This is a genomic window from Kitasatospora sp. NPDC001175 (assembly GCF_053598215.1).
Genome location: NZ_JBSFJU010000011.1, coordinates 24,823 through 42,835 on the forward strand (window position 1 = coordinate 24,823; position 18,013 = coordinate 42,835).

13 protein-coding genes are annotated in these 18,013 nt (G+C 71.9%); 10 read left to right on the plus strand and 3 right to left on the minus strand.

Features of this window, described 5'->3' with window-relative positions; translation table 11 throughout:
* Window positions 1–339 precede the first annotated feature (339 nt).
* Entirely contained in the window at window positions 340–1,995 is a 1,656-nt protein-coding gene (locus ACWDAK_RS10855; protein WP_427393789.1) for a M4 family metallopeptidase, read from the plus strand.
* A gap of 561 nt (window positions 1,996–2,556) precedes the next feature.
* Window positions 2,557–4,197: a M4 family metallopeptidase gene (locus ACWDAK_RS10860; protein ID WP_344639488.1), complete on the plus strand. Its 1,641-nt coding sequence runs from the start codon at window positions 2,557–2,559 to the stop codon at window positions 4,195–4,197.
* An 80-nt stretch (window positions 4,198–4,277) separates the two neighbouring features.
* Here ACWDAK_RS10860 and ACWDAK_RS10865 read toward each other — a convergent pair whose 3' ends face one another.
* Window positions 4,278–4,592, minus strand: coding sequence for a DUF3817 domain-containing protein (locus tag ACWDAK_RS10865; protein ID WP_344639487.1), 315 nt, complete (start codon window positions 4,590–4,592; stop codon window positions 4,278–4,280).
* 260 nt (window positions 4,593–4,852) lie between these two features.
* On the opposite strand from ACWDAK_RS10865, the gene ACWDAK_RS10870 reads away from it, so the two are divergent.
* The 5 genes from ACWDAK_RS10870 to ACWDAK_RS10890 all read left to right on the plus strand — a co-directional run bounded on the left by ACWDAK_RS10870 (window position 4,853) and on the right by ACWDAK_RS10890 (window position 8,538).
* A complete protein-coding gene (locus tag ACWDAK_RS10870) occupies window positions 4,853–5,629 on the plus strand; it encodes a DUF2127 domain-containing protein (RefSeq protein WP_344639486.1) in 777 nt (258 codons plus the stop codon).
* 82 nt (window positions 5,630–5,711) lie between these two features.
* Entirely contained in the window at window positions 5,712–6,350 is a 639-nt protein-coding gene (locus tag ACWDAK_RS10875; RefSeq protein ID WP_344639485.1) for an AIM24 family protein, read from the plus strand.
* Window positions 6,350–7,000, plus strand: a complete 651-nt coding sequence (locus tag ACWDAK_RS10880) for an AIM24 family protein (RefSeq protein WP_344639484.1) — start codon at window positions 6,350–6,352, stop codon at window positions 6,998–7,000. Before ACWDAK_RS10875 ends, ACWDAK_RS10880 begins: the two co-directional genes overlap by 1 nt.
* A gap of 125 nt (window positions 7,001–7,125) precedes the next feature.
* On the plus strand, window positions 7,126–7,953 hold the full coding sequence (locus ACWDAK_RS10885; RefSeq protein WP_427393805.1) for an AIM24 family protein: 828 nt from the start codon (window positions 7,126–7,128) through the stop codon (window positions 7,951–7,953).
* A 66-nt stretch (window positions 7,954–8,019) separates the two neighbouring features.
* The gene (locus ACWDAK_RS10890) at window positions 8,020–8,538 is read left to right on the plus strand and encodes a MarR family winged helix-turn-helix transcriptional regulator (RefSeq protein WP_425557803.1); all 519 of its coding nucleotides are present in this window, start codon (window positions 8,020–8,022) and stop codon (window positions 8,536–8,538) included.
* A 207-nt stretch (window positions 8,539–8,745) separates the two neighbouring features.
* Here the strand turns inward: ACWDAK_RS10890 and meaB are convergent, their stop codons facing one another.
* Together meaB and ACWDAK_RS10900 are read right to left on the minus strand one after the other, a co-directional pair.
* Entirely contained in the window at window positions 8,746–9,702 is a 957-nt protein-coding gene (meaB, locus tag ACWDAK_RS10895; RefSeq protein WP_344639483.1) for a methylmalonyl Co-A mutase-associated GTPase MeaB, read from the minus strand.
* A 131-nt stretch (window positions 9,703–9,833) separates the two neighbouring features.
* Window positions 9,834–11,036 (minus strand): acetyl-CoA C-acetyltransferase, encoded by a 1,203-nt coding sequence (locus ACWDAK_RS10900; RefSeq protein WP_344639482.1) that lies wholly within the window; start codon window positions 11,034–11,036, stop codon window positions 9,834–9,836.
* A 347-nt stretch (window positions 11,037–11,383) separates the two neighbouring features.
* On the opposite strand from ACWDAK_RS10900, the gene mce reads away from it, so the two are divergent.
* The 3 genes from mce (at window position 11,384) to ACWDAK_RS10915 (ending at window position 17,924) form a co-directional block, all read left to right on the plus strand.
* Window positions 11,384–11,827 carry a methylmalonyl-CoA epimerase gene (gene mce, locus ACWDAK_RS10905; protein ID WP_427393790.1) on the plus strand — a complete coding sequence of 148 codons (444 nt, stop codon included), beginning with the start codon at window positions 11,384–11,386 and terminating at the stop codon, window positions 11,825–11,827.
* 395 nt (window positions 11,828–12,222) lie between these two features.
* On the plus strand, window positions 12,223–16,887 hold the full coding sequence (locus ACWDAK_RS10910) for a hypothetical protein (RefSeq protein ID WP_427393791.1): 4,665 nt from the start codon (window positions 12,223–12,225) through the stop codon (window positions 16,885–16,887).
* 107 nt (window positions 16,888–16,994) lie between these two features.
* Window positions 16,995–17,924 carry a coiled-coil domain-containing protein gene (locus ACWDAK_RS10915; protein WP_344639479.1) on the plus strand — a complete coding sequence of 310 codons (930 nt, stop codon included), beginning with the start codon at window positions 16,995–16,997 and terminating at the stop codon, window positions 17,922–17,924.
* Window positions 17,925–18,013 lie beyond the last annotated feature (89 nt).

Consider the following 18,013-nt stretch of genomic DNA (forward strand, 5'->3'; position numbering starts at 1 on the left):
CTGGCCATCATCGCCGCAAATCAGGACATAAAGTCCCGGCTTTCCTTTGCGGGTGTTTCCGACTGTCCGAATTCACCGGCCGCAAGGTCTCGGTTTGTTCAAAAGGCGCCATACCAGACCGGTGATTTGCCCGATTTATCCAGCATTCTGATGCTCTATCAGTCCCCTGGGGACGATAACCGCATGGCACCTTTCTGCCAACTGCTGCTAAATATTTGTCACTCCATCAGCATGTTCGGTCATGCCATCCGCCCTGTTCCGCCCTGGTCGGCGCCAATTCCTGGTGCCCCGGAACGCGGCACGACCGCGGGCACGCGGTTGACATGGAAGGAATCCCACTTGAAGCGCAAGCTCAGCGCTGTTCTCTCCGCCTCGGTGGTCCTCGCCGCCGCGATCCAGGTCAGCTCCGGGACGGCGCAGGCGCTGTCCTTCACCGCCGACGGCGAGGTGGCCGCGGCCGCTCCGCAGCCCGCCGAGGCCGACATGATCGCCCTCGCCGACTCGCAGATCCCGGCCGCCACCAAGGCCCTGGGCCTGGGCGGCCAGGAGAAGCTGGTGGCCAAGGACGCCGTGGTGGATCCGGACGGCGCCCGCCACCTGCGCTACGAGCGCACCTTCAGCGGCCTGCCGGTGCTCGGCGGCGACGTGATCGTGCACCAGGACGCCAAGGGCGCCGTCAAGTCCGTGGACCGCGCGCTCGACGGCAAGCTCGCCCTGCCGAGCCTGACCCCGCAGCTCTCCGCCGACAAGGCCGCGGCCAAGGCCGCCGGCGCGGTGAAGTCGACCATGGGCATCGCCAAGGACGCCGACGAGCCCGCGCTCAAGGAGGTCGGCAGCACCGGCCAGGCCAAGCTGGTCGTCTGGGCCGCCTCGGGCACCCCGCGCCTGGCGTACGAGACGGTGGTCGAGGGCATGCGCGCCGACGGCACCCCGAGCCGTCAGCGGCTGGTCACCGACGCCGCCAGCGGCGAGGTGCTCTCCTCCCACGAGGAGATCCAGACCGCCGGTGCGGCCGGCATCGGCCGGGGCGTCCACGACGGCGCGGTGCGGCTGACCACCACGCCGTACCGGACCTGGTTCCAGCTGAAGGACCCGACCCGCGGCAACCAGTACACCACCACGCTGAAGGGCGGCACCTCCGGCAAGGGCACGCTGTACATAGACACCGACAACCGCTGGGGCACCGGGAACGTCTCCAACACCCAGTCCGCCGCCGTGGACGCCCAGTTCGGCGCGGCGGCCACCTGGGACTTCTACAAGAAGGCCTTCGGCCGCAACGGCATCCGCAACGACGGCGTCGGCGCCTACAGCCGCGTCCACTTCGGCCAGAACTACATGAACGCGTTCTGGGACGACAGCTGCTTCTGCATGACCTACGGCGACGGCCAGGGCAACACCCACCCGCTGACCTCGATCGACGTGGCCGGCCACGAGATGAGCCACGGCGTCACCGCGGCCACCGCCAAGCTCAACTACTTCGGTGAGTCCGGCGGTCTGAACGAGGCCACCTCGGACATCATGGGCACCGGCGTCGAGTGGAGCGCCAACCTGCCCGCCAACAAGCCGAACTACCTGATCGGCGAGGCCATCGACTACTTCGGCAACGGCAAGCCGCTGCGCTACATGGACCAGCCCTCCAAGGACGGCACCTCGCCCGACTTCTGGTCCTCCTCGCTCGGCAACCTGGACGTGCACTACTCGTCCGGCGTCGCCAACCACTTCTTCTACCTGCTGTCCGAGGGCAGCGGGCAGAAGACCATCAACGGCTACACGTACAACTCGCCGACCTTCGACGGCAAGCCGGTGGCCGGCATCGGCCGGGCCAGGGCCCTCCAGGTCTGGTACCGCGCGCTGACCGTCTACATGACCTCGACCACCGACTACCAGGGCGCGCGCGCCGCGACCCTGAAGGCGGCGGCCGACCTGTACGGCGGCACCGGCTCCCTGGCGTACAAGCGGGTCGCGGCCTGCTGGGAGGCCGTGAACGTCAAGTAAGGCCTCCGCTCGGCCCGTTCACCGCAGCCTGTTCACCGCAGCCGGGTCCCCGTCCGACGGGGCCCGGCTGCGATGCGTCCTGGGGCGGCTAGCAGGGGTGGAACGGGCCGGACAAGAGGGTCCGATGGCGGAGTCCCGCCATCCGCCTGACCGCGCCCACCGGGACATCAAACTTTCACAATGTTGCGGCAATGCGCACCCCACGAACGGATCTTGGCTGAATCCAGCCACCGTCCGGACTCGGTTCGGGCCGGAACCCATCCGCCGGCCGCCCGGGCCGTCCGCCCGAGGACATCTGCCTGACACATTCTCACCACAGATGTATGGACGGGAGTTGGCGGAAGTTTGCCAATCATTGCCCGAGACCTGTCATTTCATCAGTTCGATTGTCATGCTTCTGGCCAGCCCCGTACTGGCGCCGGCCGCCCCACCTCTCCGGCCGATGCCGTCTGACCGCACGGAGCAGCACGTCAGCGCCCATTCCGCCCCAGCAGGCACTACCCCGGTGCCCCGGAACGCGGCGCGACCGCGCAGACGCGGTTGAACCGGAAGGAACCGTACGTGAAGCGAAAGCTGACAGTCGGAGCCGTTCTCTCCGCCTCGGCGATCATCGCCGGGGTGGTACAGGTCGGCGTCGGGACGGCGCAGGCCAGCTCTCCGGCCGCCGGGACGCTCGCCGGCCGGCAGCAGGCCGAGCTGATCACCCTCGCCGACTCCCAGGCCACCACCGCAGCCAAGGCCCTGGGCCTGGGCAGCCAGGAGAAGCTGGTGGCCAAGGACGTCGTGGTGGACGCCGACGGGACCAGGCACCTGCGCTACGAGCGGACCTTCGGCGGACTGCCGGTGCTCGGCGGCGACCTGATCGTGCACCAGGACGCCAAGGGCGCCGTCAAGTCGGTGGACCGCGCGGTGGAGAGCAAGCTGGCCCTCGCCAGCCTGACCCCGAAGCTCTCCGCCGACCAGGCCGCCACCAAGGCGGCCGGCACGGTCAAGGCCGCCATCGGCGCCAGGGACTCCGACGACGCCGCACTCACCTCGGTCGACCGGACCAGCCCGGCCAGGCTGGTCGTCTGGGCCTCCACCGGCACCCCTCGCCTGGCCTACCAGACCACCGTCGAGGGCATGCGCGCCGACGGCACCCCGAGCCGCCAGCGCCTGGTCACCGACGCCGCCACCGGCGAGGTGCTCTCCACCCACGAGGAGATCCAGACCGCCAACGCCACCGGCAGCGGCAAGGGCGTCTTCGTCGGCACCGTGCCGCTGACCACCAACTCCACCAGTGGCAAGTACCAGTTGAAGGACGCCACCCGCGGCAACCAGTACACCACCAACCTGAGCGGCCGCACCTCGGGCAACGGCACCCTCTACACCAACTCGACCAACACCTGGGGCAACGGCCTGGCCTCCAACGCCCAGTCCGCCGCCGTGGACGCCCAGTACGGCGCCGCCGTCACCTGGGACTTCTACAAGGCCACCTTCGGCCGCAACGGCATCCGCAACGACGGCGTCGGCGCCTACAGCCGGGTCCACTACGGCAAGAACTACGTCAACGCCTTCTGGGACGACAGCTGCTTCTGCATGACCTACGGCGACGGTGTCAGCAACACCCACCCGCTGACCGAACTCGACGTGGCCGGCCACGAGATGAGCCACGGCGTCACCGCGGCCACCGCGAACCTGGACTACTTCGGTGAGTCCGGCGGTCTGAACGAGGCCACCTCGGACATCTTCGGCACCGGCGTCGAGTGGTACGCCAACCTGCCCGCCAACAAGCCGAACTACTGGCTCGGCGAGCTGATCGACATCAACGGCGACGGCAAGCCGCTGCGCTACATGGACAAGCCCTCCAAGGACGGCACCTCACCCGACTCCTGGTCCTCCTCGCTCGGCAACCTGGACGTGCACTACTCGTCCGGCGTCGCCAACCACTTCTTCTACCTGCTGTCCGAGGGCAGCGGGCAGAAGACCATCAACGGCTACAGCTACGACTCGCCGACCGTGGGCGGCCAGTCCGTGGCCGGCATCGGCCGCGACAAGGCCCTCAAGGTCTGGTACCGCGCGCTGACCACCTACTTCACCTCCACCACCGACTACAAGGCGGCCCGCACCGGCACCCTGAAGGCCGCCGCCGACCTGTACGGCGCCACCTCCACCGAGTACAAGCAGGTCGCCGCGGCCTGGTCCGCCGTGAACGTCAACTGACGCTCCACGACCGGCGACAGCAGCCGGGCCCCTCGCTCCGTCGGGAGAGCGAGGGGCCCGGCTGCGGCGCGATCCCGGGATCAGGCGGTGGCGGGCACGGCGCTCTCGCCGCGCTCCTCCTTGGCCAGCATCCGCTCGGCGAAGAAGCCGCCGGTCGGCAGCACCGACAGCACGAACAGCAGCGCACTGCGCTTGGCCGGCCAGCGCTGCTGCTGCGCGGCGAGCGCCAGGAAGACCACGTACAGGATGAAGAGCACGCCGTGGACCATGCCCATCACCGGCACGGCGTTGAAGCTGGTGGTCCGCTTCAGCACCGAGCAGACCAGCAGCAGCAGGAAGGAGAGGCCCTCGGGGCCGGAGACAAGGCGCAGGCGGTGGACGGCGCTGCTCTTCACGGTGGATACCTCGTGGGTCGGGGGTCGGCGGGCAGGTTTGTGAACGGACGCACAAGCCGCCAGCCCATTATCACCGACCCGACACCGGCGCGAGCTCCGGGGGCGTGGGCTGCTCCGCGGGGGCGCGGAGCTCTGCGCGCACGACCGCCGGACCGCCGGCCCCGGTCGGACCGCGCGAAGCCCGGAGTCGTCCGGAGGTCCTATATTGCTGCCGCACGACCTGACGGTCAGGTCGGCGAAGACCGCGGGGGAAATCACCGTTGTTCACCATCGACTGGAACCGCCGGACCTGCTCCCGGCGCGGCCACACCACCTACGCGCCCAGCGAGCCCGAGCTGCGGTCGCGGCTGCACGCGCAGACCGCGCTCGGCGACGCCTGGCGCTGCCTGCGCTGCGGTGACTTCGCCCTGGGGGCACCGCACGGCTCGGGCCCGGCCGAGAACGCCCCGCTGGTGCCCCGCGGCAAGGCCCTGCGCGACATCTTCATCCTGCGCTTCCTGGCGATCGAGCGGCTGCTGCGCGGTGTGCTGATCATCCTGGTCGCCTGGGCGGTGTGGAAGTTCTCCAACAGCCAGGACGCGGTCAAGGACCTCTTCAACCAGAACCTGAGCGTCTTCAAGCCGGTCACCGACCACTTCCACTGGGACCTGGAGAACTCTCCCATCGTGGAGACCATCCGCAAGACCTTCGACTACAAGCGCAGCACCCTGCTGGGCGTGGCGGGCGCGCTGGTGGCGTACGCGCTGATCGAGATCGTCGAGGCGTTCGGGCTCTGGCTGGCCCGCCGCTGGGCCGAGTACCTGACCGTGGTCGCCACCGCCGCGTTCCTCCCGCTGGAGGGGTACGAGCTGTCGCACCACGTCACCGTGTTCAAGATCTGCACGCTGCTGCTGAACACCGCCGCGGTGGTGTGGATCCTGCTCTCCAAGCGGCTGTTCGGCCTGCGCGGCGGTGTGGTGGCCTTCGAGGCCGAGCGGCACTCCGCCTCACTGATGGAGGTCGAGCAGGCGGCCGGGACCGTCCGCGCGGCGGTCTGATCCGCACCCGCTCTGTCGCAGCCTCGTACCAGTCGGGCGCTGCTTGCTGTCACTGTGCCACCGCGCCAGCTACATTCGGCCGGTGGCACAGTTTCGTCTCCAGGGCTCCAAGGTGCTCGCCGTCGACATGGCGGGCGACGCGGTCAAGGCCCGCAACGGTTCGATGGTCGCGTACACCGGCCAGATGTCCTTCAAGAAGCTCACCGGCGGCGGCGACGGCCTGCGCGGCATGGTCGCCCGCCGCCTGACCGGCGAGCAGATGGCGGTCATGGAGGTGAAGGGGCAGGGCACCTGCTACTTCGCCGACAAGGCGACCGAGATCAACCTGGTCCGGCTGAACGGCGAGGCGCTGTACGTCGAGGCGGACAACCTGCTCTGCACCGAGGCCGGCCTGCACACCGGCACCAGCTTCACCGGACTCAACGGGATGGCCTCGGGCAACGGCCTGTTCACCACCAAGGTCGAGGGCAACGGCTGGGCAGCGCTCACCTCCAACGGCCCGGCGATCATCCTGCGGGTCACCAAGGGCACCCCGCTGCGGGTGGACCCGGGCGCGTACGTCGCTCACACCGGCACCCTCAGCCGGCATCTGAAGTCGGGCGCCGGCTGGACCACGCTGATCGGCGAGGGCGGCGGCGAGGCGATGCAGGTCGAGTTCACCGGCGAGGGCCTGGTCTACGTCCAGCCGTCCGAGAAGACCACCTTCGGAGGCGACGTCTGATGCCCTTCACGAAGATCAACAGCAAGCTGGTCGAGGCCCAGGTGGTCCCCGGACGGCAGCTGTTCAGCCAGCGCGGCGCGATGGTCGCGTACACCGGCGAGGTCACCTTCAGGCCCAACCTGATGGGCGGCCAGGGCGGGGTGATGTCGATGATCGGCCGCCGGGTGGCGAACGAGGACACCCCGCTGATGACCGTCGAGGGCCGGGGCAGCGTGCTGTTCGGCCACGGCGGCCACCACGTCCACGTGATCGAGCTGGCCGGCGACACCCTCTGCGTGGAGGCCGACCGGCTGCTCGCCTTCGAGGGTTCGCTCCAGCAGTCCACCATGTTCATGGGCTCCCAGGGCGGCGTGATGGGCATCGTCCGCGGCCAGGTCACCGGCCAGGGCCTGTTCACCACCCAGCTGACCGGCCACGGCTCGGTCGCGGTACTGGCCCACGGCGGAGTGATCGAACTGCCCATCGTCCAGGGCCAGCCGGTGCACGTGGACCCGCAGGCGTACGTGGCGCACCGCGGCGACGTACGCAACAAACTGTCCACCGCGCTGGGTTGGCGCGAGATGATCGGACGGGGCTCCGGCGAGGCGTTCCAGCTGGAACTGTCCGGCCAGGGCGTGGTGTTCGTGCAGGCGAGCGAGGAGAAGCTCTGATGTCCTACCCTCCGCAGCAGCCGCCGTACGGGCAGCCGTACCCCCAGCAGCCCGGGCAGCCCTACTCCCAGCAGCAGTACGAGCAGTCCTACCAGCCGACCCAGCCCGGGATGCGGATGCCGCCGATGCCGCCCGCGGCACCCCCGGCGCAGCCGCCGCAGCAGCAGGGCGGTGGCCCGGTGGTGTACGACCCGCACACCCTTCCGGTCAACGACAACGTCAACCCGTACGCCTTCTCGGTGGACCTCAACGGCCCGTACTACCTGCAGAAGGGCAAGATGATCGCCTACTACGGCGACGTCCGCTTCTCCGGCATCGGCCGGGGCGTGCTCGACCAGGTACTGGAGCGGAACTTCAACTCCCCGCTGCACGCCTCGGACTGGGTGGTGGCCGAGGGACGGGGGAAGCTGCTGCTCGCGGACCGGGCGTTCGACCTGAACTCCTACGACCTGGAGAACGGCAACCTGACGGTCCGTTCGGGCAACCTGCTGGCCTTCGAGCCCTCGCTGGCCCTCAAGCAGTCGATCATCCCGGGGTTCCTCACCCTGATCGGCACCGGAAAGTTCGTCGCCGCCTCCAACGGCCCGGTGCACTTCGTGGAGCCGCCGATCCGGGTCGACCCGCAGGCGCTGGTCGGCTGGGCGGACTGCCCGGCCCCCTGCCACCACTACGACCACAGCTACCTGCACGGCGTGATCGGCGGGATCCGGCACCTGACCGGGCTCGGCGGGGCCTCCGGCGAGGAGCACCAGTTCGAGTTCATCGGGGCCGGCCAGGTGCTGGTGCAGTCCAGCGAGAAGCTGATGGCGGAGCGCTCGGTGGGCGTCGTGGAGAGCGAGCCCGGGGTGCCCGGGGGCGGAGTGCCGCAGCAGCCGGGGCACGGCGGGCAGCAGTTGCCGGGCCTCCCCGGCCTGGGCAACCTCGGTGAGCTGGGGCGGCGCTTCGGGCTGTGACCACAGTCCGACTTGGACCACTTATAAGTTTGTACAACATTTAACAACCTCGGCTATGCTTCTCCCATGGACATGCACAGCACCGACACCGAGGCCTCCTCCTCCCACCCCCGCCAGGAGGAGGAGACTCCCTGGCTCACGGCCAAGGAGCAGCAGTTCTGGCGTGCCCATCTCGAGGTGGCCAAACTGCTGGACTACCAACTGGGCCGTGAGCTCCAGCCGCACAACCTGGCCGGCAACGACTACGAGATCCTGGTCGCCCTGTCCGAGTCCCCCGACCGCCGGATGCGGATGACCGACCTGGCCACCGCCACCCTCCAGTCCAAGAGCCGGCTCTCGCACCAGATCACCCGGATGGAGAACGCCGGCCTGGTCCTCCGCCAGGAGTGCCCCGGCGACCGCCGTGGCCTCTACGCCCACCTGACCGAACTGGGCTGGGAGACCATGCAGAAGGTCGCCCCCGACCACGTGCGCAGCGTGCGCCGCCACTTCATCGACCGGCTCACCCCCGAGCAGATCGACGCGATGTACGCCGCCCTCGCCCCCGTCGCCGAGCACCTGCGCAACCTCCGCGGCCGCGCCTGAGCCCGGCGCCCGCTCGCGGGGCGGGCCCGCGCCGTCCCGTCAGCGCTCCGGACCGGCGCCAACCCGCCCCGACGCACTCGGGCACGCTCCGGGGGCGCGGTGAACTCCTCCTCGGGAAAGCCGAAAGGGTTCACACCTCTCGGTGAGGATTCACACCGCTGAAGGCCCTGGGCGGGGTTCCTCCCCAGGAGGCTCGCCCCGCCGGCCCTACGCCCCCGTCAGGTCCGCGACGAGCTGGTCCGCCGCGCCGTACGGATCGAGCTCGCCCGCGGCGACGCGTTCCGCGAGCGCCCCCAGGTGCCGGTCGCCGTGCAGATCGCCGATCCGGGACCGGAGGGCGGCGAGCGCGATGGCCTCGATCTCGTCCGCAGCCCGGCGGCGCCGCCGGACGGCGAGCTCGCCGGTCTCGGCCAGCCAGGCCCGATGCTTCTCCAGTGCCTCGACGACCTCGTCCATGCCCTCGCCGCGCGCCGCGACGGTCTTGACGATCGGCGGCCGCCAGTCACCGGGCTCGCGTGCCTCGCCGAGGCCGAGCATGTGGTTGAGCTCGCGCGCGGTGGCGTCCGCACCGTCCCGGTCGGCCTTGTTGACCACGAAGACGTCGCCGATCTCCAGGATCCCGGCCTTGGCGGCCTGGATCCCGTCGCCCATGCCGGGGGCCAGCAGTACCACCGAGGTGTCCGCCTGCGCGGCGATCTCCACCTCGGACTGCCCGACGCCGACGGTCTCCACCAGGATGACCTCGCACCCGGCGCCGTCCAGCACCCGCAGGGCCTGCGGCGCGGCCCAGGAGAGCCCGCCGAGGTGGCCCCTGGTGGCCATCGAGCGGATGAACACCTCGGGGTCGGTGGCGTGCTCCTGCATCCGTACCCGGTCGCCGAGCAGCGCCCCGCCGGAGAACGGCGAGGAGGGGTCGACGGCGAGCACCCCGACCCGCTTGCCGAGCCGCCGGTAGGCGGTGACCAGCGCGGAGGTGGAGGTGGACTTGCCCACCCCGGGCGAGCCGGTCAGCCCGACCGTGTACGCCCGCCCGGTGTACGGGGCAAGCGCGGCCATCGCCTCGCGCAGCTGGGGAGCAGCGTTCTCCACCAGCGTGATCAGCCGGGCGACGGCGCGCGGCCGGCCCTGCCGCGCCTGCTCGACCAACGTCGGCACATCGACCATGTTCAGTCCGCTCCTCGCTCAAGAGCCCGGCCGCGGCTCCGCCCCGGCGGGCGGACCGCAGACGGGAGGGGCCGCCGGCCGCTGGTGGCGGCCGACAGCCCCGACGCCGTGTCAGACGTTGTGCCGTCCGGTCAGGCCTGCGGGACCCGGACGATCAGGGCGTCGCCCTGCCCGCCGCCGCCGCAGAGCGCCGCCGCGCCCACGCCGCCACCGCGGCGCTGCAGCTCGAGCGCCAGGTGCAGCACGATCCGGGCACCGGACATCCCGATCGGGTGGCCCAGCGCGATCGCACCGCCGTTGACGTTGACCTTCTCCTCGGTGACGCCGAGGTCCTTCATCGACTGGTGGGCGACGGCCGCGAACGCCTCGTTGATCTCGATCAGGTCGAGGTCCTCGACCGTGATGCCCTCCTTGGCCACCGCGTGCTCGATGGCGTTGGACGGCTGCGACTGCAGCGAGTTGTCCGGGCCGGCCACGTTGCCGTGCGCACCGATCTCGGCCAGCCAGGTCAGGCCGAGCTCCTCGGCCTTGGCCTTGCTCATCACGACCACCGCGGCGGCACCGTCGGAGATCTGCGAGGAGGTGCCGGCGGTGATGGTGCCGGCCCCGTCGGGGGCACCACCCGGGAACGCCGGGCGCAGCTTGGCCAGGCTCTCCACGGTGGTGTCGGCGCGGATGCCCTCGTCCTGGCTGAAGAGGACCGGCTCACCCTTGCGCTGCGGGATCTCGACCGGGACGATCTCGGCCTCGAAGACTCCGTTCTTCTGGGCGGCGGCGGCCCGCTGGTGGGAGAGCGCGGCGATCCGGTCCTGGACCTCGCGGCCGATCCCCAGCCGGGTGTTGTGCTTCTCGGTCGACTCGCCCATCGGGATGTTCTCGTACGCGTCGGTGAGGCCGTCGTAGGCCATCGCGTCGAGCATCTCGATCGAGCCGTACTTGTAGCCCTCGCGGGACTTCGGCAGCAGGTGCGGGGCGTTGGTCATCGACTCCTGTCCGCCGGCCACCACGATGTCGAACTCGCCGGCGCGGATCAGCTGGTCGGCCAGCGCGATGGCGTCCAGGCCGGAGAGGCAGACCTTGTTGATCGTCAAGGCCGGCACGTTCATCGGGATACCGGCCTTGACCGCCGCCTGCCGGGCCGGGATCTGGCCCGCCCCGGCCTGCAGCACCTGGCCCATGATGACGTACTGCACCTGCTCGGCGGCGATGCCCGCCCGCTCCACGGCCGCCTTGATGGCGAAGCCGCCGAGGTCCGCTCCGGAGAAGCCCTTGAGCGAGCCGAGCAGGCGGCCCATCGGGGTCCGAGCACCGGCGACGATCACTGAAGTAGTCATGAGACGAGCCCCTTCGCGCGTCAAGGCCAGGTGGGATCCCCCCGGCCGGAGGCTGGGGGCGTGTGGGGATGCCGCTCAATGTACTGACCCGTAACCCGTGCGTCACCGCAGCGAAGGTGTGATCAGCAGCACTGGCACTACCCAGTCAACACCGTGTCAGCACGCGCCGGGGTGAAGTTTTTCCGGTGCGCGCCCGGCGCGTGACTCGGTGCGACCTCGGGCGCGGCGCGGTGGGCCCCGCAGCGCAACACAGTGTGAGCAGACTCGCACGGGCGGCTCTGGCGCCGCCGAACCCCGATGCGCTGCACTGGTGCCCACCTGACCGCGACCGCCCTGGAGGACCCGCCGTGCTGACCCGTATCGACCACATCGGCATCGCCTGCTTCGACCTGGACAAGACCGTCGAGTTCTACCGCAACACCTACGGCTTCGAGGTGTTCCACAGCGAGGTCAACGAGGAGCAGGGGGTGCGCGAGGCCATGCTCAAGATCAACGAGACGGACGACGGCGGCGCCTCCTACCTCCAGCTGCTGGAGCCCACCCGGGAGGACTCCACGGTCGCCAAGTGGCTTGCCAAGAACGGCGAGGGCGTGCACCACATCGCCTTCGGCACCGCCGACGTGGACGGCGACGCGGCCGCGATCAGGGAGAAGGGCGTCCGGGTGCTGTACCAGGAGCCGCGCCGGGGCTCGATGGACTCCCGGATCACCTTCCTGCACCCCAAGGACTGCCACGGCGTCCTGACCGAGCTGGTCACCTCCGCACAGCCCTCGGAGCACACCGAACACTGAACGACTCGTCAGTAACCTCGGAAAGGACCCATGCACCCGTTCCCCCCGGAGCCGCGCACACTACAATGCCCAGGTGCACTGAGGCTCCGGGGAGGACCGGTCCGCAGAGCACGGCCAAAGGCGGGAGAAGCCGAGCAGCTGACGGCTGGTCCTGTTGTCGGGGAGTCCACTACGCGGGCACGGGCTGAACAGTCGCAGTCCGGATCTGTCACCATTCTCCACTAGGCAAGAGTTCGCTCAGGAGTCCACCCGGACGGCGGAGCGCGGAGATCCGCGTACCCACCTGCCGAGAGACTCCGACCGCGGCACCCGCCGCGGCTGCAAGGACCAGTTGGTCCGGCCCCGACAACAGAGGGGCCGGGGCCGGCCGGGTCGAGGACGCGACCAGGGGACGGATGGACCGCGGAGTGCGGGGCAACGACCGCTACGAGGGTGACGATCACCTCTCCCAGTTCGAGGCCGAGATGGAGCGGACTCGCAAGGAGCGGGACAAGTCCATCCAGCATGCCGAGGATCTCGCCTACCAGGTGGAGGTGCTCCGGGCCAAGCTGCACGAGTGCCGGCGGCAGCTCGCCCAGCCGCGCGCCTTCGACGCCGTCTCGGGACAGGCCGAGCAGATCCTGCAGAACGCGGAGATGCAGGCACAAGCGCTGCGCGCGGACGCGGAGCGCCAGCTGCGCGAGTCGCAGGCGGCCACCCAGCGCCTGATGGCCGAGGCCGCCGAGCGCACCGCCCGGCTCGAAGCCGAGCTCGCGGCCCGCCGCCGCCAGCTCGACGAGGAGCTCGCGGAGCTCCGCCGCAGCGCCGAACGGCACGTCAGCGAGAACGTCAACTGGGCCGAGCAGACCCGGGCCGGCACCGAGCAGGAGGCCAAGCGCCTGCTCCAGGAGGCCCGCGGCGAGGCCGACCGGCTGATCGCCGCCGCCCGCGCCGAGGCCACCGCCCTCGCCGACCAGGCCCGCGCCCGGACCGCCGCCGACGTCGACGCCGCCCGGGGCGAGGCCAAGGCCGCCGCCGAGGCCGCACTGCTGCGCGCCCAGAGCGACGCCGAGCGCCTGCTGCGCGCCGCCTCCGAGCAGGCCCAGCAGGCCAGCGCCCAGGCCGAGGAGCTGCGCGACAGCGCCGCCAGCCAGGCTGAGAAGCAGCTGGCCACCGCCCGCGCCGAGATCGACGAGCTCAAGCGGCGCGCCACCGCCGACCAGGAGCGGGCCGAGGCCGCCCTCACCCAGGCCCAGGCGGAGATAGAGCGGCTGCGCGCCGAGGCGCTGGCCGAGGCCGAGCGGGCCCGCAAGGAGGCCGTCGAGCTGCACGCCCAGGCCGAGGCCGCCGCCAGCCGGCTGCAGGCGGAGGCGGCCGCCGCCGTCGAGCAGAAGGTGGCCGACGGCGAGGCCGCCAGCGAGCAGCGCGCCCAGACCGCCAAGGCCGAGATCTCCCGCATGGTGGCCGCCGCCACCCGCGAGGCCGAGCTGATCAAGGCCGAGGCCGCCAACGCCACCGCCCAGGCCGAGGCCGCCAAGGCCGCCGCCGCCGAGGAGAGCGAGCGCCTGCGCGGCGCCGCCGAGTCCGTCGCGACCCAGCTGCGGGCCGAGGCCGAGGCCGCCATCGCCGAACTGCGCGCCGAGACCGAACGCGAGCTCGCCGACCTGCGGGCCCAGGCCGAGACCGCCGCCGAGGCGCTGCGGGCCGAGGCCGTGGAGCAGGGCCGCGCCGAGGCCGCCAAGGACGCCACCACCCAGCTGGCCAGGGCCGCCAAGCAGGCCGAGGAGATGCTCTCCGGCGCCTCCTCGGACGCCAGTACCACGGTCGAGAAGGCCGCCGCCGAGGCCGAGCGGATCCGGACCGAGGCCGCCGCCGAGGTCGAGCTGCTCCGCGAGCAGGCCAAGGCCGCCGTCGAGCAGGCCCAGAACGCCGCCCTGGACGACGCCGCCGGAATCCGCCGCGAGATGGAGCGGATGCACGACGAGGCCGCCCGCCTGCGGGCCGGGGCCGAGGAGTTGCGCGCCCAGGCCGCCGCCGAGGCCGAGCGGGTCCGCAATGACGCCCGCCGCCAGGCGGTGGTGCAGATCGAGGAGTCCGCCAGGCAGGCCGAGGAGCTCCTCACCAAGGCCAAGGCCGACGCCGACGAGCTGCGCGGCGGAGCCGCCGGCGAGGTCGAGAAGATCCGCGAGCAGGCCAAGGCCCAGGCCGTCGAGATGCAGGGCCGCGCCGAGCAGACCCTCGCCCGGGCCCGTACCGAGGCCGCCAAGCTGGCCGCCGCCGCCGAACAGCACCACCAGGAGGCCGTCGCCGCCGCGAAGGCCGCTGCCGCCGAGAACCGCGCCGCCGCCGAGCGGGAGACCGCGGAACTGCGCCGCGAGGCCGCCGAGTACGACCAGCGGGTCCGCGCCGAGGCCACCAGCGCGGCCGAGAAGCTCCGGACCGAGGCCGTCGCCGCCGCCGAGGCGCTGCGCACCGACGCCGCGCACCACGCCGAGACGGTACGGGTCGAGACCGAGCGGGCCGCCGCCGAACTGCGCGCCGACAGCGCCCGTGCCGCCAAGGCCGTCCGGGCCGAGGCCGCGCACGCCGCCGAGGCGATGCGCGCGGAGGCCGAGGACTGGGCGCAGGCTCAGCGCTCCGAGGCCGAGAACTGGGTCCAGGCCCACCGCACCGCCGCCGAGGGGTGGGCGCAGGCACACCGCACCACGGCCGAGGAGTGGGCCAAGCGGGAACGCGGCGAGGCCGAGACCGCCGCGAACACCCTGCGCGAGGAGAGCCGCCGGGCCTACGAGGAGGCCGCCGACGGGCTGGAGCGCGAGCGCGAGGAGACCGCCGAACAGCTCGCCGCCGCCCGCAGTGCACGGGAGACCGCCGAGCAGGCCGCCGCCGAACTGCGCACGGAGGCCGAGCAGGCGTTGGCCGCCGCCCGTACCGAGGCCGGCGAGCGGCTGGCCGAGGCCGAGACCGCCGCCCGGACCATCCGCACGGAGGCCGAGACCGCTGCCGAGGCGCTGCGCGCCGAGGGCGCCGAGGAACTGGCCGGTGCCCGGCAGCACGCCGCCGAACTCCGCCGCGAGGCGGGGGAACTGCGCGAGCAGGCCGAGGCCGAGCTCGCCGAACTGCGCGCCACCGCGGAGCGGGAGACCTCCGAGCAGCGCGAGCAGGCCGAGGCCTACGACCGCGAACTGCGTGCCACCGCCGACCGCGAGACCGCCGAACTGCGCGAACTGGCCGCCACCGAGGCCGAGGAGACGGCCGCCAAGGCCGCCGCCGAGGCCGAGCAGGCGATCACCGCCGCCGAGCGCCGGGCCGCCGAACTGGTCGGCGCGGCCGAGGACGAGGCATCCGAGGTCCGCCGGTCCGTCGCCGGACTGCACGAGGCCGCCGCCCAGCAGATCGCAGAACTGCGCGCCACCGCCGACCGCGAGACCGCCGAGCAGCGCGAGCAGGCCGAGGCCTACGACCGCGAACTGCGTGCCACCGCCGACCGCGAGACCGCCGAGCAGCGCGAGCAGGCCGAGGCCTACGACCGTGAACTGCGTGCCACCGCCGACCGCGAGACCGCCGAGCAGCGTGCCGCCGCGGAGCACGACACCACCGAACTGCGCGAGCAGACCGACGCCGAGACCGCCGAACTGCGTGCGCGGACCGCCGCCGAGCTGGCCGACCTCCGCGAGGTCGCGGCCGCCGAGATCTCGCAGCAGCGGGCCGAGGCGCATGCCTATGAGGAGCAGCTGCGCGCCGAGGCGGAGGCCGAGCGGCAGAGCGCCCACGACTGGGCCGAGCAGCACCGGGCGGAGGCCGAGGCCCAGGCCCGGCAGACCGTCGCCGAGGCCGAGGAGCAGGCGGCGGCCACCCTGGCGGAGGCCGAGGAGTTCACCGCCGCGCTGCGTACCGAGGCCGAGGAGTACGCACTCGCCACCCGCACCCTCGCCGAGGAGTACGAGGCGGCGACCCGGGGCCGGGCGGACGCCTACGACGCGGAGACCCGCGAGGCCGCCGAGTCCTACGACAGGACGACCCGCGAGAAGGCCACGTCGGTGCTGGAGAAGGCCTTCGCGGACGCCGAGGCGCTGGCCGAGGACGCCCAGACGACCGCCCTGGCCACCACCGCCGCCGCCGAGGAGCAGGCGGACGCGATGGTCGCCGCCGCCCGCAAGGAGGCCGACCGGCTGGTCGCGGCCGGTGAGGCGGCCGGGCAGGCCGAGGTGGAGCGGGCGCGCTCGGACGCCGACGCGCTGCTGTCCGAGGCCCGCCGGGACTCCACCGCGATCCGCGAGCGTGCGGAGGAGCTGCGCGAGCGCACCGACGCCGAGATCGAGGCGCTGCACGAGCGGGCCCGCAAGGAGAACGCGCAGGCCATGAAGTCGGCCGGCGAGCGGGTCGACGCGCTGGTGACGGCGGCCCAGGAGCAGCTGACCGAGGCCGAGGAGCAGGCCGTCGCCACCGTGGCCGAGGCCGAGGAGCGTGCGACCGCGCTGGTCACGGCGGCCCAGGAGCGCGCGACCGAGCTCACCTCGGAGGCGTCCGCGGAGGCCAGCAAGGTCCGGATCTCCGCCGTACGCAAGGCGGAGGGCCTGCTCAAGGAGGCGGAGCAGAAGCTCGCCGACTCCACCGCCAAGGCCGAGGAGCTGCGCACCGAGGCGGAGACCAGGCTCAAGGCCGCCCAGGACGAGGCGGAGGAGCAGATCGAGGCGGCGGCCGACGAGGCCGAGAAGCGGCTGCGCCGTGCCGACGAGAGCGCCGACGAGCAGCTGCGGCTGGCCAAGGAGGAGGCCGAGCGGCTGCTCGCCGAGGCCAAGGCCGAGGCCACGCGCGTGACCGACCAGGGCCGGCGGGAGTTGGAGGAACTGGTCCGCCGCCGCAAGGACATCAACACCGAGATCTCCAGGGTGCAGGACGTGCTGTCGGCCCTGGAGGCGTTTGAGGCACCGACACCTGCGCCGCAGGAGAAGGCCAACGGGGGATCGAACAGCAAGAAGTCCGGGTCCTCCGGCCGCGAGGGCGGCTCGAAGACGAGGGCAGGAGTGGGTGCTCCCCGATCGGGTGGCAATCGCTCCGGAAGCGCACCACCCGATTGAGCGGACATTGTCCGCGAAGGTTCGGCATTCCGCGGATGACACTCCGGTAACGTGTCAGGATTCCCCGGAACACCTCAGCGGTCCGACGACAGGAAGTCCTAAGTCCCATGAGCGACAGTCACTCCCCTCACGGCTTCGACCTGGTGCGTCGTGGGTACGAGCGTGCCCAGGTCGACGAGCGGATCACCAAGCTGGTGGCCGACCGTGACAGTGCATTGGCCCGGATCAGCGCCCTCGAGAAGCGGATCGAGGAACTGCACCTGGAGACCCAGACCGCCCAGGCCGCGGTGGCGGAGGCCGAGCCCTCGTACGCCGGTCTCGGCGCCCGGGTGGAGAAGATCCTCCGGCTCGCCGAGGAGGAGGCCAAGGACCTGCGCGAGGAGGCGCACCGCGCCGCCGAGCAGCACCGTGAGCTGGCCGAGGCCGCCGCCCAGCAGGTCCGCACCGAGGCGGAGAACTACGCGAAGGACCGCAGGGCCAAGGCCGAGGACGAGGGCATGCGGATCGTCGACAAGGCCAAGGGCGACGCCGCCCAGCTGCGCGCCGAGGCCAACAAGGACGCCCAGAACAAGCGCGAGGAGGCGGACGCCCTCTTCGAGGAGACCCGCACCAAGGCCGCCCAGGCCGCGCTGGAGTTCGAGACCAACCTGGCCAAGCGGCGTGAGCAGTCCGAGCGCGACCTCGCCGCCCGGCAGGCCAAGGCCGAGAAGCGACTCGCCGAGATCGAGCACCGGGCCGAGCAGCTCCGCCTGGAGGCCGAGAAGCTCCGTACCGACGCCGAGCGCAGGGCCCGCCAGACCGTCGAGACGGCGCAGCGCCAGTCCGAGGACATCGTGGCCGACGCCAATGCCAAGGCCGACCGGATCCGCAGCGAATCCGAGCGCGAGCTGGCGGCCCTGACCAACCGCCGTGACTCCATCAACGCCCAGCTCACCAATGTCCGCGAGATGCTCGCCACCCTCACCGGTGCCGCCGTCGCGGCCGCCGGCGTCCCGGGTGACGACACCCTCGGCGTCCCGGCCCAGCAGTCCCGCTGACCTCAGGTCCCGCAAGCGGCCCCGCCGATCCGGCCGGGGCCGCTTCGCCGTGGTGGCCGGGCCCTCCAACCGAAGGAGCCCCCGGCCGG

What these genes read in the sequence shown, in the direction of transcription:
- ACWDAK_RS10885 (WP_427393805.1), top strand. Translation starts at nt 7,126, where the DNA reads ATGCCGCCCGCGGCACCCCCGGCGCAGCCGCCGCAGCAGCAGGGCGGT.
- ACWDAK_RS10880 (WP_344639484.1), top strand. Translation starts at nt 6,350, where the DNA reads ATGCCCTTCACGAAGATCAACAGCAAGCTGGTCGAGGCCCAGGTGGTC.
- ACWDAK_RS10910 (WP_427393791.1), top strand. Translation starts at nt 12,223, where the DNA reads ATGGACCGCGGAGTGCGGGGCAACGACCGCTACGAGGGTGACGATCAC.
- ACWDAK_RS10915 (WP_344639479.1), top strand. Translation starts at nt 16,995, where the DNA reads ATGAGCGACAGTCACTCCCCTCACGGCTTCGACCTGGTGCGTCGTGGG.
- ACWDAK_RS10890 (WP_425557803.1), top strand. Translation starts at nt 8,020, where the DNA reads ATGGACATGCACAGCACCGACACCGAGGCCTCCTCCTCCCACCCCCGC.
- meaB (WP_344639483.1), bottom strand. Translation starts at nt 9,702, where the DNA reads ATGGTCGATGTGCCGACGTTGGTCGAGCAGGCGCGGCAGGGCCGGCCG.
- ACWDAK_RS10900 (WP_344639482.1), bottom strand. Translation starts at nt 11,036, where the DNA reads ATGACTACTTCAGTGATCGTCGCCGGTGCTCGGACCCCGATGGGCCGC.